Consider the following 15,930-nt stretch of genomic DNA (forward strand, 5'->3'; position numbering starts at 1 on the left):
GGCGCGTCCGCGTCCGCCAGCGGCGCCGCGTCCGCGCCCGCCGGCGGCCCGGACGCCCCCTTCCCCGCCCTCGCTCCCCTGCGCGACGAGGTGCTCGAGGGGCGCGCCGTGCGCCTCGTCCAGGCGTTCTTCGACGCCGACAACACGCTGCCGCTCGCGGACGACCGCGCCGCGGGCGCGCTTCTGTTCGGCGGCCTCGCGCAGTTCCGCGCGCTCGGCGAGGTGTTCACCACGCCCGCCTTCGACCGGCTCCTCTCCGACAAGAAGCCGCGCGTGAGCATGGGGCTCTCCATCGCCGGCAACCTCATCAACCTCGACGTGTCGGCCACCGACCTCGACGCCGGCGAGCTCGCCGCGCTGCTGGCGAGCTACCGCCGCCGCAAGCGGTTCCACCGCCTGCGCAGCGGGGCGTTCCTCGACATGCGCGACCACGACCTGAGCGAGCTCGAGCGCCTCGTGGACGACCTGGGGATCAGCGCCGCCGAGCTGGCGGGCGGGCACGTGGAGCTGCCCACCTACCGCGCGTTCTACCTCGACCGCGAGTTCTCCGAGGCGCGGCGCGACGCGTCGTTCGAGAGCTACGTGGAGCGCTTCCACCGCATCGACCAGGCCGCCTACGCCGTGCCGGACGCGCTCGCGCGCACGCTGCGCCCCTACCAGCGCGAGGGGTTCCGCTGGATGAGCGCGCTGGCCGACCTGGGGTTCGGCGGCATCCTGGCCGACGAGATGGGGCTCGGCAAGTCGGTGCAGCTCATCAGCTTCCTGCTCGCGCGCGCGACCGAGGCGCGCGCGGCGGGTCCCTCGCTCATCGTGTGCCCGGCCTCGCTCGTGTACAACTGGCTCGCCGAGTTCGCCGCCTTCGCGCCGGATCTCTCCGTGCGCGCGGTGGAGGGCCCGCGCCGCGAGCGCGCGGCGATCCGCGCCGAGCGCGGCGTGGACGTGCTCGTGACCTCGTACGACCTCGCGCGCATCGACGTGCGCGAGCTCGAGCAGGCCGACCTCTTCTGCTGCGTGCTCGACGAGGCCCAGTACATCAAGAACCACGCCACGCTCACCACGCGCGCCGTCAAGCGCCTGCGCGCGCGCCACCGCTTCGCGCTCACCGGCACGCCCGTGGAGAACCGCCTCTCGGAGATCTGGTCGATCTTCGACTTCCTCATGCCGGGCTTCTTGGGCTCCTACGCGCGCTTCCGCGAGCGCTTCGAGCTCGGCATCCTCGGCGGCGACGAGGACCTCGCGCGGCGCCTGCAGTCGCTCGTGGGGCCATTCGTCCTGCGCCGCCGCAAGGACCAGGTGCTGCCCGACCTGCCCGACAAGCTCGAGACCGTGGTGTACGTGCCGCTCGAGCGCGAGCAGCGCCGCCTCTACGACGCCGCCGAGCAGCAGCTGCGCCAGGAGCTCAACGTGCAGAAGAAGGCGACGCAGGCGCGCGGCGGGGGCCCCGTGCCCGAGAAGTCGCGCGTGGAGGTGCTCGCCGAGCTCATGCGGCTGCGCCAGATCGCGCTCGACCCGGCGCTTCTGTTCGAGAACTACCGCGGCGGGGCGGCGAAGATGCCGGCCATCGTGGACCTGGTGGAGCAATCGCGCGACGCCGGCGCGAAGGCGCTCGTGTTCTCCCAGTTCACAAGCTACCTCGAGCTGATCGCCGCCGAGCTTGAGGCGCGCGAGGTGCCCTACTTCCGCATCACGGGCGCCACGCCGAAGAAGCGCCGCGTCGAGCTGGTGGACGCCTTCAACGCCGACGACACGCCGGCGTTCCTCATCTCGCTCAAGGCGGGCGGCACGGGGCTCAACCTCACGGGCGCCTCGGTGGTCATCCACGCCGACCCGTGGTGGAACGCCGCGGCCACCGACCAGGCCACCGACCGCGCGCACCGCATCGGGCAGGAGAACGTGGTGAGCGTGTACAAGGTGATCGCGAAGGGCACCGTCGAGGAGCGCATCCTCGCGCTGCAGCAGGCGAAGGTGGAGCTCGCCGAGAGCGTCATCGGCGGGGCCGCCTCGAGCGCCTCCGGGCTCGCGGGCCTCACCCGCGAGGAGCTGCTCGACCTGCTGCAAGGGTAGCGACGCGAGCGCGGCACGGCGCGAGCGCGGCGGCGGGGCGCAGCCTCGGACGGGCGCGCGGAGGCGACGGGCGGCCTCACCCCGCCCAGGCGGCCACGATGGGCGCCCACCCCATCACGAGGATGATCGCCACGAGCACGGGCGCGCCGAAGCGCATCCAGGGCTTGAGCCACGCGGGGAAGCGCAGGCCGCGCCCCGCGTTCGCCTCGGCGACGAACGCCTCCCAGCCCCAGCCGCGCCGGCTCACGCAGAACGCCACGAACACGAGCGAGCCCAAGGGCATGATGTTGCTCGAGACGAGGAAGTCCTCGACGGCCTGGATGTCGCCGATGCCGGGGACGACCGCGCCCGCAAGCACGTTGAACCCGAGCGCGCACGGCAGCGAGAGCAGCGGGATGGCCGCCAGGTTCACCGCCACGGCGCGCCGGCGCGTCCAGCCGAACTGGTCCATGCCGAAGCTCAGGATGTTCTCGAACACGCCGATGACGGTGGAGAGCGCCGCGAAGCTCATGAACACGAAGAACAGCGTCCCCCACAGCTGTCCCATCCACATCTGCTCGAACACCGCCGGCAGCGTGATGAACACGAGCCCCGGGCCGGAGTCGGGCGCCACGCCGAACGCGAAGCACGCGGGGAAGATGATGAGGCCCGTGGCCAGCGCCACCATCGTGTCGAGCGCGCCGATGGTGGCCGCCTCGCCCAGAAGCGTGCGGTCGCGCCCGATGTAGCTGCCGAAGATGGCCATGCCGCCCATGCCCACCGACAGCGTGAAGAACGCCTGGCCCATGGCCGCGTAGGCCGCCTCGAAGAACGTGGGCGCGTCGGCGAAGATCTTGCCGAAGTCGGGCGCGAGGTAGAACGCGATGCCCGCCTCGGCGCCCGGCAGCGTGACCGCGCGCACCACGAGCACGCCCATGATGCCCAGGAGCGCGAGCATCATCACCTTCGTGATGCGCTCCACGCCCTTCTGCAGGCCCATCGAGCACACGACGAAGGCGACGGCGCACACCGCTGCCATCCACGCGACGAGCTCGGCCGGGTTGGCGAGCAGCGCGTCGAAGGCGGCCGCCGTGTCGGCTGACGTGGCGCCCGCGAGCTGGCCGGAGGCCATCTTCGGGACGTAGGCGAGCATCCAGCCGGCCACCGTGGTGTAGAACATCACGAGAAGGTAGTTGCCCGCGATGCCCACCCACTTGAACGCGTGCCAGCGCGAGCCGGCGGGCTCGAGCGCGTTGAAGGCGCCCGCGATGCTCTTGCGGCTCGCGCGCCCCACGGCGAACTCCATGCACATGATGGGCAGCCCGAGGATCACGAGGAACACGAGGTACAGCAGCACGAACGCCGCGCCGCCGTACTCGCCCGTGACGTAGGGGAAGCGCCAGACGTTGCCCAGCCCGATGGCGCACCCCGCGCTGATGAGGATGAACCCCAGGCGCGAGGCGAACTTCTCCCGCTCCACGTGCCTCACCTGCCTTTCACTCGACGCCCGCGGCCGCGCAGGCGACGGGGCGAAAACCGCGGTCCCGCGCCGATCCGTTTCGCGCCGACCCGTTTCGCGCTTCCGCGTTTCCGCTGCTCCGGCCGTCTTTGCTTGGGTTGACATTGTACTCGATGAAGCTGAGGTGACATGCTACCATGAGCCGGTATCCTTCCGACCCTCAATCCAGAGAAGCAGGCTGCCCATGAACGACCAGGCCATCGCGCGCCGCCGCGAGGTCGACGACCTCCTCTCCGGCACGTTCAACTCCATCCTCCGCGTTGAGGAGCGCGCGCTCGAGAACCGCCTGACCGAGGGGCTCACCATCACCGAGATCCACACCATCGAGGCCGTGGGGTACCGCGACGAGAACCCCATGAACGTAGTGGCCGCGCGCCTCGACGTGACGCTCGCCACGCTCACCATCGCCGTGAACCGCCTGGTGGAGAAGGGGTTCGTGGCACGCGTGCGCGACGAGGCCGACCGCCGGCGCGTGCTCGTCTCGCTCACCAAGCGCGGCCGGCAGGTGTACCGCGCCCACCACCTCTTCCACCAGCGCCTCATCGAGGAGGCCCTCGCGGATCTGAGCGAGGAGGAGGAGGCCGTGCTCTGCGACGCGCTCAGGAAGGTGAAGGGGTTCTTCGACCGCCAGGCCCACGCGGGGTAGGGCCCGCGCGCCTGCGCGCGGCAGGGCGCGTGCGGCTGTGCGCGACGCGGGGCCCTCGCGGCGGGGCGAGGGGCGGCCCGCCTACGCACGGCGGCCGCGGCCCTTCGCGAGCGCGAGGTCGAGCTTGCCGGTGAGCGGCTCGGCGGCCTTGAGCACCACCGCCACGCGCTGCCCCAGCCGAAAGACGGCGCCGGTGTCGGAGCCCGTGAGCGTGTAGCGCACCGGGTCGAACGCGAAGTACTCCTCCCCGAGCGCGCGCACGGGCAGCAGCCCCTCGGCCGTGCACTCGAGGCGCACGTAGAGCCCGTAGCTCGCCACGCCCGACACCACGCCCGGGAACGCCGTGCCCACGAACTGCTGGAGGTACTCCACCATCTTGAGCTCCTGCGACTCGCGCGCGGCGGCGTCGGCGATGCGCTCCATGTCGGAGGCGTGCTCGCATATCCACGGCAGGGCGCTCACCTCCTGGTCGAACTTCTCGGGGCGATGCGTGAGGCTCGCGCGCAGCATGCGGTGCGCCACGAGGTCGGGGTAGCGGCGGATGGGGCTCGTGAAGTGGCAGTACGCCGCGCTCGCCAGGCCGTAGTGGCCGGCGTTCTCGGGCCGGTAGAGCGCGCGCTTCATCGAGCGCAGCAGAAGCGACGAGACGAGCTCGCCCTCGGCGCGCCCCGAGGCGGCGGCGAGGATCGCCTGGATCGCGTGCGGGTCGCCGGTGACCAGGCGCGCCGCCAGGCCCTCGTCGAACCAGGGGAACTCCTGGAACACCGGGACCAGGCCGCCGAGCGCGTCGGGCGCGGGCTGCTCGTGCACGCGGAAGGCGCACGGCCACCGACGATGCGCCAGGTGCGCCGCCACCGTCTCGTTGGCCAGGATCATGGCCTCCTCGACCAGCATCGTCGCGGCGTTCTTCACGCGCAGCTCCACCGCGAGCGGCGCGCCGTCCTCGTCGAGGCGCACCTTGGCCTCGGTGGTCGCGAAGTCGATGCCGCCGGCCTGCTCGCGCGCGCTCGCGCGCATCTGCGCGATGCGCGCGCAGGCGCGCAGGCGCCGCACCAGGTCAGGGGAAGGTGCGGGCGCGGCGGGCGCGGCGCTCCCAGAGCCTTCCGCGTCCGCATTCGCGGCGTCCGTCGCGCTCCCAACGCCTTCCGCATCCGCAAGCGCGTCCGCGTTCGCCGCGTCGCGCTCCAGCAGCGCGAGCGCCTCGTCGTAGGACAGGCGCGCGTTCGAGCGGATGAGCGACGGGTAGGCGTCGTAGCTCACGAGCCGGGCCTCGTCGTCCAGGTAGAGGTCGACCGTCATCGCGCGGCGGTCCTCGCCGGGGCGCAGCGAGCACAGGTCGTCCGAGAGCTCGGGCGGGAGCATGGGGATCACGCGGTCGACCAGGTACACGCTCGTGGCGCGCCGCCGCGCGTCGAGGTCGATGCTCGAGTTCCACGGCACGTAGTGCGACACGTCCGCGATGTGCACGCCCAGGCGCCAGCGCGCCGCGCCCGCACAGGAACCGGCGTCGGCCGCCGCGTCGCCGGCTGCGCCCGCCTCCCCCGCCGCGAGCGCCTCCATCCCCGCGCCCGCGTCCGCTTCCCCGCCCGCACGCGCTTCCCAGCCTGCGTCCGTTTCCCCGTCCGCGCCCACCGGCTCGAGCGACAGCGCGTCGTCGAAGTCGCGCGCGTCAGCGGGGTCGATGGTGAACACGAAGCGCTCGCGCAGGTCGCGGTAGCCCGCCGCGAGCGCGCCCGCCGCGTCAACCTGCGCGTCGCGCGCCTCCTCGAGCGCGCCGGGGCTGAACGTCGTCTCCAGCTTGTGGCGCGCCACGATGACGTCGACGCCCATGCTCGGCGCGTCGGCGCGCCCGAGCACCTCCTCCACCACGCCCGTGGCAGAGGTGCGGCGCGTGGGGAACTGCGTGATGCGCACGCGCACGAGGGAGCCGTCCTCGATGCCGGGGTAGTCGGAGCGCATGGTGAAGATGTCGTAGGGGATGCGCACGTCGACGGGCATCACCACGCCGAAGGGCTCGGCCACCTCGTAGCGGCCCACCACCGTGTCGTGCGCGCGGTCGACCACGCGCAGCACGCGCGCCGCCGGCTTGCCGCCCTCGCGCGCCGCATCGCCGCCGAAGCCGCCCCCGCCATGCCCGCCGCGCTTCGAGGCGCCCTTGCGCTCGATCGGCGCCACCTCCACCAGGTCGCCGTCGAACGCGCCGTTCATGCACGCGGCCGGGACGAAGTACTCCCCCTCCGCCGTCTGCACGAAGCCGAAGCCCCCGGCGCGCGCCACGAGCACGCCGCGGGGATGGGAGCGCGGCGTGCGCCGCGTATGCGAGCGGGTGCGACCCATGAAGGCGCCTTCTGCTAGGTCAGCGGGACCAGCGCGTCTTGCGCGTCGGCGGCGGAGCTCGCCACGTCGATGGCGACCAGGCGCTGCGTGTCGGAGTCGGGGTCGGAGCTCGGGCCCACCACCGTGCTCGGCACCACGCCGATGCCGTCGATGTCGTGCCCGAGCGGCGTGCGGTAGTAGGCCGCGGTGTAGCGCACGGCGCCGCCGAAGCTCAGCTCGCGCACCACCTGCACCGAGCCCTTGCCCAAGGTGGTCTCGCCCACCACGGTCGCGCGCTGGTTGTCCTGCAGGGCCGCCGCGAGGACCTCGGCCGCCGCCGAGGTGTAGCCGTTCACGAGCACGACCAGGGGCGCCTGGGTCACGGTCACGCCCGAGGCGGTCTTGGTTGTGGTCCCCTCCACTGTCTCGATCTGCACGAGCACGCCGCTCTGCACGAACAGGCTGGCCACGTCGACCGCCTGCGTGAGGTAGCCGCCGGGGTTGTCGCGCAGGTCGAGCACGAAGGAGGTGGCTCCCTGCGACGTGAGGCTGCTCACCGCGCTCTTCACCAGGTCGGACGAGTTCTGCGTGAACTGGCGCAGGCGGACGTAGCCCACGTCGCCCACGACGCTCGTCAGCAGGTTCGCCTCCTCGAAGCGGCGGCACGTGAGCGTGGTGGTGAACTCGGAGCCCGTCTCGGCGTCGAGGCTGACGGGGTGCATCCACGTGATGGTGACGCTTTCGCCCTCGTCGCGGGCCAGGGCGTTGACCACCTCGGTCATCGTCCACTCATGGCTGCTGTCGCCGTCGATGGCCTCCACGAAGTCGCCCTGCACCACGCCCTTGGCCTCGGCCTCCGAGCCCTCGAACACGTCGACCACGTAGGCGCGCCCGTTGTAGTCGGAGAAGAGGACGCCGATGCCCGCATACGAGCGGTCAGCCGTCTCCTTGATGTACTTGGCGTAGCGGTCGGGGTCGAAGTAGGTGGCGTATGGGTCGTTCGTGGCCTTCATCAGGGCCGAGAGCATGCCGTTGGCGGCCGTTGACACGTCGTAGGCATCCAGGCTGCTCGTGTTGAGCAGGTCCTCCACCTCGGACACGCGCATCGCGGCCGAGTCGTAGGTCGTCTTCTTCGTCGCGCCGCCCGCGCCCGCGGCGTCCTCGCCCGCCGAGAGCGGGAAGCCGAGCGAGGCCACGAACTCCGTCTGGCTGCGCACGAGGAAGCCCGCCGCGAAGGCGACCACCACCGCGATGAACACGCAGAGCGCGCGAGCGGCGCGCTTGCCGCGCATCCGCTCGCGAGAGGTGACCGACGCCTGCTTCTTGCGCCGCGCGATATGTCGAGGTGACTCCGCCATGCCTTCCGCCCGGCGAGCCCGCTAGACCTTGAGGTAGCGGCGCATGGCGAGCGCCGAGCCGAACAAGCCGATGATCAGGCCAGCCACCACCAGGGCGACGTAGATGAACAGGTACATGGTGCCCTCGATGTTGAAGTTGAGGAACATGAGCGCGCTCTGCAGCTGCGGGATGGCGAACATGCGCAGAAGCTGGATGGCGCCCACCGCGAGCAGCGAGCCGATGATGGCGTGCAGCGCGCCCTCCATGAGGAAGGGCCCGCGGATGAAGCCGTTCGACGCGCCCACGAGGCGCATGATGGCGATCTCCTTGCGGCGCGCCAAGATGGCCAGGCGGATCGTGTTGTTGATGAACACGAGCGCGATGAAGATCAAAAGCACGATGAGCGCGGCGCCCACGTAGCGCACGTAGTTCGTCAGCGTGAGCAGGCGCTTGGTGGTGGTCGACCCGTACTTGACGGAGTCGGCCACGTCAGCGGGGTCCTCGCAGATGCTAACGTACGTCTCGTCCGCCACGATCTGGTTGGCCACGCCCTCGACCAGCTGCGCCTCGGTCAGCTCCACGTCGATGGAGGCCGGCAGCGGGTTCACGCCGTCGAGCTGGTCGATGATCTCGGGGTTCGAGGTCATCGAGTTGCGGAAGTTCTCGAGCGCCTGGTCCTTCGTGGTGAACGACACGCTCGCCACGCCCTCCATGTTGCGGATGTCGCCCATGACCTTGTCGATGTCGGCCTGGCTGGCGTCGTCGGCCACGTAGGCCGTGATGGACACCTCGTCCTCAACCGAGGACAGCAGGCGGTCGATCATGACGCCGCCCACCAGGAACACGCCGATGATGAGCAGCGAGAGGAAGATCGTGACGATGGAGCCCAAAGCGGTGGAGAGGTTGCGGGTAAAGCCCTGCAGCGACTCCTTGAAGAAATAACCGATGCTAGACATCGAAGCCGTACACCCCCCTGTCCTGGTCGCGCGTGAGGTGCCCGCGGTCGAGCGCGATGACGCGGCGACGCATGTTGTCGACCATCTCGCGGTCGTGCGTGGCGACCAGCACCGTGGTGCCCGTGCGGTTGATGCGCTCGAGCAGGTCCATGATGCCGCGCGAGGTCTGCGGGTCGAGGTTTCCCGTGGGCTCGTCGCAGATCAGAAGCGGCGGGCGGTTCACGATGGCGCGCGCGATGGACACGCGCTGCTGCTCGCCGCCGGAGAGCTGGTCAGGCTTCTTGTTGAGCTTCTCCTGCAGGCCCACCAGGCGCAGGACCTCGGGGACCTGCGTCTTGATGACGTGGCGGCTCTTGCCGATGACCTCGAGCGCGAAGGCCACGTTCTCGAACACCGTCTTGTTCGGCAGGAGCTTGAAGTCCTGGAACACGCAGCCGATGTTGCGGCGCAGGTACGGCACGCGCCAGTTGCGCATGGTGGAGAGGTCCTCGTCAGCGACGAAGATGTGCCCCTCCGAGGGCTTGATCTCGCGTGTGAGCAGCTTGATGAAGGTCGACTTGCCCGACCCCGAGTGCCCCACGAGGAACAAAAACTCGCCTGCGAAGATCTGCAGGGAGATGTCTGAGAGCGCGGGCTTGTTCGGCTGGGCGGGATAGATCTTGGTCACGTGGTCGAAGGTGATGACGGGCGTGCCCATCTGGCCGGGCGTGTCATCAACTTCGAGCACGGGCAGTGCCTGCGATAACTGGGAGGTTATCTGAGCACGGCTTTGGGGTTGAGCCTGGCGCGCGTGGCCCGCATGGCGGCCGCGACGCGGCGTGAGCTCCCCCTGGCTCGTTTCATTCGTCACAGTTTGCTCCGTTCAAGTAGTCATTATGCACTGAGACGTACAAATTCTAGCAGACGCCCTATCGGGCCCTGACCGTCTTCACAGCTTCAACAATGGCAGCGGCGTCAAGCTCGAAGTAAGCGAGCAGCTCCTCGAACTCGCCCGACTTGCCGAAGCGGTCGCGCACGCCCACGAACTCGCAGGGCGCGGGGTGCTTGCGCGCCAGCAGCTCGGCCACGGCCGACCCGAGGCCGCCGATGACGGAGTGCTCCTCGGCGACCACGACGCGCCCAGTCTTGGCCACGGAGGCCAAGATGGTGCCCTCGTCGAGCGGCTTGACCGAGAACGCGTCGATGACCTCGGCCGACACGCCTTCCGCGGCAAGGGCCTCAGCGGCGGCGAGCGCCTCGCGGATCTCCACGCCGCACGCCACGATGGTGACGTCGCCCCCCTCGCGCAGCACGTAGGCGCGGCCGAGCTCGAGCTCCACGTCGTCGTCGTACACGCACGGCACGCTCGCGCGGCCCATGCGCACGTACACCGGGCCCGGCGTGGCGGCGGCGAGCTTGAGCGCCGCGCGCGCCGCGGCGTAGTCGGCGGGCACGAGCACGCGCATGCCGGGCAGCCCGCGCATGAGCGAGACGTCCTCGAGCATCTGGTGGCTGCCGCCGTCAGGCCCCACCGAGATGCCCGCGTGCGTGGGGGCGATCTTCACGTTGAGGTGGGAGTAGCACACGGTGTTGCGGATCTGGTCGTAGGCGCGGCCCGTGCCGAACACGGCGAACGAGCCCGTGAAGGCGACGTTCCCCGTGAGGGACAGGCCCGCGGCCACGTCGATCATGTTCTGCTCGGCGATGCCGCAGTTGAACAGGCGGTCGGCGTAACCCGCGTCGGCGAGCTTCTTGGTGGTGGTCGACCCGGTGAGGTCGGCGTCGACGGCGACGACGGGCACGCCCGCGTCGGCGAGCTCGGCGAGCGTCACGCCGAACGCCGCGCGCGTCGCCTTCTTCGTCTGGGCCTGTTCGGGGGTTGCAAGCTTAACCACGATCGTCCTCCTCTATGCGCGCGCGGCCTGCAGGTCGGCAAGCGCGGTCTGAAGTTGCTCTGCGTTGGGGGCCTTGCCGTGCCAGCCGGCCTGGTTCTCCATGAACGACACGCCCTTGCCCTTGACGGTGCGCGCGATCACGGCGTGCGGGACGTCCCCGCCGGCGGCCTTGGCGGCGCCGAGCACCTCCACGAGCGCCCCGAGGTCATGCCCGTCGACGTGGGTGACCTCCCACCCGAAGGCGGCGAACTTGGCGCCGAGGTCCTCGGGGCTGCACACGTCGGTGATCTTGCCGTCGATCTGCAGGCCGTTGTTGTCGACGATGGCCACGAGGTTGCCGAGCTTGCGGTGCGCGGCGAACATGGCCGCCTCCCAGACCTGGCCCTCCTCGCACTCGCCGTCGCCCAGGAGCGCGAACACGCAGCCGGCCTCCCCGTCGAGCGCCAGGCCCGCCGCCGTGCCCGCCGCGATGGACAGGCCCTGGCCGAGCGACCCGGTGGACACCTCGACGCCGGGGACCATGCTCGAGTCGGGATGCCCCTGCAGGCGCGTGCCGAGCTTGCGCAGCGTGGCGAGCTCGTCAGTCGGGAAGTAGCCCGCGTGCGCGAGCGTGGCGTAGAGCGCGGGCGCGGCGTGCCCCTTGGCGAGGAAGAACCAGTCGCGGCCGGCCATCTGGGGGTCGGCGGGGTCATGCCTCATGACGCCGCCGAAGTACAGCGCCGTCAGGATGTCGGCGCACGAGAGCGATCCCCCGGGATGCCCGCTTCCCGCCTCGGCGATCATCGACACGATGTCGATGCGAATGTCCCGCGCCCGAGATTCCAGTGAACGAGAGTCCATGCTGTTCCTTCCCCTCATAAGAATGTCGCGCTTATATTATCATTACTATCGCAGGCCGCTTCCAACGTCAGCGAGAAGCTCTGACGCATTTCAGATAGCCCCGCCTTCGGGCCAAGCGGCCTTCGGGCCGCGCCGTGCCCGAGCGCGCCTGCCTACTGCGAGACGCGCCACTTGTGGTAGCCGATGACGAACTGCTCCAGGTCGCCGCCGAGCACCGCGTCCACGTTGCCCGTCTCCACGCCGCTGCGCAGGTCCTTCACCATCTGGTAGGGGTAGAGCACGTAGTTGCGGATCTGGCTGCCGAACGAGTTGTCCATGCGCTCGCCGCGCAGCGCGTCGATCTCCTCCTGGCGCTTGCGCTCCTCGAGCTCGTAGAGCTTGGCGCGCAGCACGCGGAAGGCGGCCTCCTTGTTCTGCAGCTGGCTCTTCTCGTTCTGGCAGGTGACCACGATGCCCGTGGGCTCGTGCGTCAGGCGCACGGCTGAGTCGGTGGTGTTCACGCACTGCCCGCCCGGGCCGCTCGAGCGGTACACGTCGACGCGCACGTCGGCCGGGTTGAGGTCGACCTCGATGTCGTCGGCGAGCACGGGCAGCACCTCGACGCCCGCGAAGGTGGTCTGACGGCGCGCCTTCACGTCGGTCGGCGAGATGCGCACGAGGCGGTGCACGCCGATCTCGCTGCGCAGCATGCCGTAGGCGTAGCGCCCCTCGATCTGGATGGTGGCCTTGTCGAGCCCGATGCCCTCGCCGGGCACCACGTCGAGCGCGGTGACCTTCCAGCCCTTCGCGTCGGCGTAGCGCGTGTACATGCGCCAGAGCATCTCGGTCCAGTCCTGGGCCTCGAGGCCGCCCTGCCCGGGGTTCACCGTGAGGATGGCGTCGCCCTCGTCGAACTCGCCCGAGAACCACGAGGTGATCTCGAGCGCGTCGAGCTGCGCGGCGAGCGCGGCGGCCGTCTCGGCGTACTCGTCGGCGAACGCCTCGTCCTCGCCCGCCAGCTCGAGCGCCGCGCGGGCGTCCTCGAGGGTCGAGACGGCCTCGTCGTAGTCATCGATGGTGGCGCGCAGGTTCGACGCGCGCTTCGACACCGCGCTCGCGCGCGCCGCGTCGTTCCAGAACGCCGGGTCGGACGCCTGCTCGTCGAGCTTTCTCAGCTCGGCCGTCTTGTCGTCGATGTGGAGGAAGGCGCGCGCGTCAGCCACGCGCGCCGAGAGCTCCTCGAGCTCTCTGTTCTCTTTCTCAGCCATGTTCTCTTTCTCGTCCTGCCAGGCTCACGAACCGAAACCGACGGCAGGCCGCTCGCGACGTCGGGGCGACGTCAGGGCGGGCGGCCTGCCGGGCGGGGCCTACTGGTTCATGCCGTGGCACTTCTTGAACTTCTTGCCCGAGCCGCAGGGGCAGGGGTCGTTGCGGCCCACGTTGGCGAAGGGGTCGTCCTTGTCCTTCACGTAGGTCTGCGGCTTGGCCGGGGCGGGCTTGGGCACCGTGCTCGCCGCGGCGGCCGCGGGCGCGGCGCCAGCGCGCGCCGCGCGCATGCCCGAGGACTGGAGCGCCGCCTCCGGCGAGGAGTAGCTCATCTTGCGCTCGAGCGGGTTCTCGGCGTTGATGGACTCCGGCGCCGGCGCGGCAGTCGCGATCTCGAGGCGCAAAAGCGTGCGCAGGTAGTCGTCGTACATCGAGCCGGTGAGCTTCTCGAAGGCGTTGTACGCCTCGTTCTTGTACTCCACGAGCGGGTCGCGCTGGCCGAAGGCGCGCAGGCCGATGCCCGTCTTGAGGTAGTCCATCTCGGAGAGGTGGGCCATCCAGCGCGTGTCGATGATGCGCAGCATCACCTGGGCCGCGAGGTTCTTCATGAGGTCGTGCCCCAAGGCGTCGGCCTTCTCCGCGTACACCGCGCCGAGGTACTCCTCGATGGCCTCCGCCACCGCCGCGGGGTCGTCGTCATGGTCGAGCGCCGCCACGCTGAAGCCGGTGCGGCCCGTCATGTTCGCCACCCAGAGGTCGACCGCCTTCACGTCCCAGTCGTCGCTCGCGACGCGGTCGGAGCAATTCTCCCCCACCACGGCCGCCGCGGCGTCGGCGATGATCTCGGGGATGCGCTCGGACATGTCCTTGCCGTCGAGGATGGCGTTGCGCTCCTCGTAGATGGCCTTGCGCTGCAGGTTCATCACGTCGTCGTACTCGAGCACGTTCTTACGCGCTGAGAAGTGCATCGACTCCACCTGGCGCTGCGCGCTCTCGATGGACTTCGACACCATGGAGGCCTGGATCGGCATGTCGTCGGTCATGTCGGCCTTCTGCATCATGTTGGAGATGGAGTCCATCTTCGAGCCGCCGAACAGGCGCATGAGGTCGTCCTCGAGCGAAAGGTAGAACTGCGTGGTGCCCGGGTCGCCCTGGCGGCCGGAGCGGCCGCGCAGCTGGTTGTCGATGCGGCGGCTCTCGTGGCGCTCGGTGCCGATGACGCACAGGCCGCCCGCCGCGCGCACCTGCTCCTGCTCCGCGGAGCACACCTTCTTCGCGTCGGCGAGGGCGCCTGCGCGCTGCTCGGGCGTGGGGCAGGCCGGGTTCGGCGCGCCCTCCTCGGTGAGCTCGGGGGCCTCCGGGTCGAGCCCGCGGGCGCGCAGCAGGTCGTCGGCGAGCACGTCCGGGTTGCCGCCGAGCAGGATGTCGGTGCCGCGGCCGGCCATGTTGGTGGCGATGGTGACCGCGCCCGTGCGGCCGGCCTGCGCCACGATGTGCGCCTCGCGCTCGTGGTGCTTGGCGTTCAGGGTCTCGTGCTTGATGCCGCGCTTGTCGAGCAGGCGGCTCAACCGCTCGGAGTTCTCGATGGACACCGTGCCGATCAGGCAGGGCTGCCCCGCCGCGTGGCGCGCGGCGATGTCGTCGGCCACGGCGTTGAATTTCGCCTCGACCGTGCGGTAGACCAGGTCGTTCTCGTCGACGCGCACCACCGGCCGGTTCGACGGGATGGCGACCACGCCCAAGTTGTAGATCTGGCGGAACTCCGACTCCTCGGTCATGGCGGTGCCCGTCATGCCGGAGAGCTTCTCGTAGAGGCGGAAGTAGTTCTGCAGCGTGATGGTGGCCAGCGTCTGGTTCTCCTCGCGCACGCGCACGTGCTCCTTCGCCTCGAGCGCCTGGTGCAGACCCTCGGAGTAGCGGCGGCCCTCCATGATGCGGCCCGTGAACTCGTCGACGATCTTGACCTCGCCGTCGATCACCACGTAGTCCACGTCGCGGTGGAAGAGGAACTGGGCCTTCAGCGCCTGCTGCAGGTGGTTCGCCAGCTGGCCGGACGGGTCGGCGTAGATGTTCTCGATGCCGAGCATCAGCTCGATCTTCTCCAAGCCGCTCTCGGTGGCGTTGATGGTGCGCTTGGCCTCGTCCATGTCGAAGTCAACGCCCTCCTTGAGCCCGGGCATGACGCCGGCGAAGCGCTTGTAGGTGTCGGCCGCCTGCGTGCCCGCGCCGGAGATGATGAGCGGGGTGCGCGCCTCGTCGATGAGGATGGAGTCGACCTCGTCGACCACGGCGAAGTGGTGCCCGCGCTGCACGCGGTTGCTCCCGCGCGTGACCATGTTGTCGCGCAGGTAGTCGAAGCCGAACTCGGAGTTCGTGCCGTAGGTGACGTCGGCCTTGTACGCCGGGATCTTCGACGCGGGGCGCATGCCGTTCTGGATGAGGCCCACCTCCATGCCGAGGAATCGGTAGATCTGGCCCATCCACTCGGAGTCGCGCTTGGCGAGGTAGTCGTTCACGGTGACGATGTGCACGTTGTTCCCGGGGATGGCGTTGAGGTAGCCCGCCAGCGTGGAGACGAGCGTCTTGCCCTCGCCGGTCTTCATCTCGGCGATCTTGCCGTCGTTCAGGGCCATGCCGCCGATGAGCTGCACGTCGAAGTGGCGCAGCCCCGTGGTGCGCCGGGACGCCTCGCGCACGGCGGCGAACGCCTCGGGCAGAAGCGCGTCGAGCGGCTCGCCCGCCGCGTGGCGCTCGCGGAAGGCCGGGGTGAGGGCGCGCAGCTCCTCGTCGGAGCGCGCCTCCATCTCAGGCTCGAGCGCGTTGATCTGCTCTACGACCTTCTCGTAGCTCTTGAGCTGCTTGCCCTCGCCGAGGCTGAGCAGCTTGGAAAGAAATCCCATGTCGTGTTCCGTCCTTCTCCTGGAAGCGGTTTCGCCGCGCGGACCTCGCGTGACGCGCGGACCTGCGGGAAAGTACAAGCCTCCTTATTCTAATGCACCCCTCGGCGGCGCGGCGGAATTACATATGACCGCCAAGGAGCGAAGGGGGGGGGGCGGCAAGCGGGCAGCGGGCGGATGCGGGGCGCCGGCGGGCGGGCGCGGGGGCGTGCGACAAGCGAGCGCGGGGCGCGGGGTGGGCGGGCGGACGCGTGCG

General features: G+C 70.2%; 11 protein-coding genes. 2 read left to right on the plus strand and 9 right to left on the minus strand.

What is annotated here, in order from left to right; translation table 11 throughout:
• Positions 1-2,064: DEAD/DEAH box helicase (locus G7Y49_RS10220; protein ID WP_206214639.1), on the plus strand; the 2,064-nt coding region annotated here is incomplete at its 5' end.
• Between the two features lie 76 nt (positions 2,065-2,140).
• Here G7Y49_RS10220 and G7Y49_RS10225 read toward each other — a convergent pair.
• Positions 2,141-3,532 carry a sodium-dependent transporter gene (locus G7Y49_RS10225; RefSeq protein ID WP_241157382.1) on the minus strand — a complete coding sequence of 464 codons (1,392 nt, stop codon included), beginning with the start codon at positions 3,530-3,532 and terminating at the stop codon, positions 2,141-2,143.
• Between the two features lie 214 nt (positions 3,533-3,746).
• Between G7Y49_RS10225 and G7Y49_RS10230 the strand changes: the two genes are divergently transcribed.
• Positions 3,747-4,208 (plus strand): MarR family winged helix-turn-helix transcriptional regulator, encoded by a 462-nt coding sequence (locus G7Y49_RS10230; protein ID WP_165173488.1) that lies wholly within the window; start codon positions 3,747-3,749, stop codon positions 4,206-4,208.
• 81 nt (positions 4,209-4,289) lie between these two features.
• Here G7Y49_RS10230 and G7Y49_RS10235 read toward each other — a convergent pair whose 3' ends face one another.
• The 8 genes from G7Y49_RS10235 to secA form a co-directional block, all read right to left on the minus strand.
• The gene (locus G7Y49_RS10235; RefSeq protein WP_165173490.1) at positions 4,290-6,545 is read right to left on the minus strand and encodes a ribonuclease R family protein; all 2,256 of its coding nucleotides are present in this window, start codon (positions 6,543-6,545) and stop codon (positions 4,290-4,292) included.
• A gap of 14 nt (positions 6,546-6,559) precedes the next feature.
• The gene (locus tag G7Y49_RS10240; RefSeq protein ID WP_165173492.1) at positions 6,560-7,882 is read right to left on the minus strand and encodes a S41 family peptidase; all 1,323 of its coding nucleotides are present in this window, start codon (positions 7,880-7,882) and stop codon (positions 6,560-6,562) included.
• Between the two features lie 21 nt (positions 7,883-7,903).
• Positions 7,904-8,818, minus strand: a complete 915-nt coding sequence (gene ftsX / locus G7Y49_RS10245) for a permease-like cell division protein FtsX (RefSeq protein WP_165173494.1) — start codon at positions 8,816-8,818, stop codon at positions 7,904-7,906.
• Entirely contained in the window at positions 8,811-9,515 is a 705-nt protein-coding gene (gene ftsE, locus G7Y49_RS10250) for a cell division ATP-binding protein FtsE (protein ID WP_206214641.1), read from the minus strand. Before ftsE ends, ftsX begins: the two co-directional genes overlap by 8 nt.
• A 211-nt stretch (positions 9,516-9,726) precedes the next feature.
• A complete protein-coding gene (locus tag G7Y49_RS10255; protein WP_165173498.1) occupies positions 9,727-10,692 on the minus strand; it encodes a transketolase family protein in 966 nt (321 codons plus the stop codon).
• Positions 10,693-10,704: 12 nt separating this feature from the next.
• Positions 10,705-11,532 (minus strand): transketolase, encoded by an 828-nt coding sequence (locus G7Y49_RS10260; protein WP_165173500.1) that lies wholly within the window; start codon positions 11,530-11,532, stop codon positions 10,705-10,707.
• Positions 11,533-11,684: 152 nt separating this feature from the next.
• On the minus strand, positions 11,685-12,779 hold the full coding sequence (gene prfB, locus G7Y49_RS10265) for a peptide chain release factor 2 (protein ID WP_165173502.1): 1,095 nt from the start codon (positions 12,777-12,779) through the stop codon (positions 11,685-11,687).
• A gap of 99 nt (positions 12,780-12,878) precedes the next feature.
• Positions 12,879-15,677, minus strand: coding sequence for a preprotein translocase subunit SecA (gene secA, locus G7Y49_RS10270; RefSeq protein WP_165173504.1), 2,799 nt, complete (start codon positions 15,675-15,677; stop codon positions 12,879-12,881).
• Between the last annotated feature and the right edge of the window lie 253 nt (positions 15,678-15,930).

It is taken from the genome of Adlercreutzia sp. ZJ242, from assembly GCF_011038995.1.
Classification (GTDB): Bacteria; Actinomycetota; Coriobacteriia; order Coriobacteriales; family Eggerthellaceae; genus CAAEEV01.

What these genes read in the sequence shown, in the direction of transcription:
- ftsE (WP_206214641.1), bottom strand. Translation starts at nt 9,515, where the DNA reads ATGGGCACGCCCGTCATCACCTTCGACCACGTGACCAAGATCTATCCC.
- G7Y49_RS10260 (WP_165173500.1), bottom strand. Translation starts at nt 11,532, where the DNA reads ATGGACTCTCGTTCACTGGAATCTCGGGCGCGGGACATTCGCATCGAC.
- secA (WP_165173504.1), bottom strand. Translation starts at nt 15,677, where the DNA reads ATGGGATTTCTTTCCAAGCTGCTCAGCCTCGGCGAGGGCAAGCAGCTC.
- G7Y49_RS10240 (WP_165173492.1), bottom strand. Translation starts at nt 7,882, where the DNA reads ATGGCGGAGTCACCTCGACATATCGCGCGGCGCAAGAAGCAGGCGTCG.
- ftsX (WP_165173494.1), bottom strand. Translation starts at nt 8,818, where the DNA reads ATGTCTAGCATCGGTTATTTCTTCAAGGAGTCGCTGCAGGGCTTTACC.
- G7Y49_RS10235 (WP_165173490.1), bottom strand. Translation starts at nt 6,545, where the DNA reads ATGGGTCGCACCCGCTCGCATACGCGGCGCACGCCGCGCTCCCATCCC.
- G7Y49_RS10230 (WP_165173488.1), top strand. Translation starts at nt 3,747, where the DNA reads ATGAACGACCAGGCCATCGCGCGCCGCCGCGAGGTCGACGACCTCCTC.
- prfB (WP_165173502.1), bottom strand. Translation starts at nt 12,779, where the DNA reads ATGGCTGAGAAAGAGAACAGAGAGCTCGAGGAGCTCTCGGCGCGCGTG.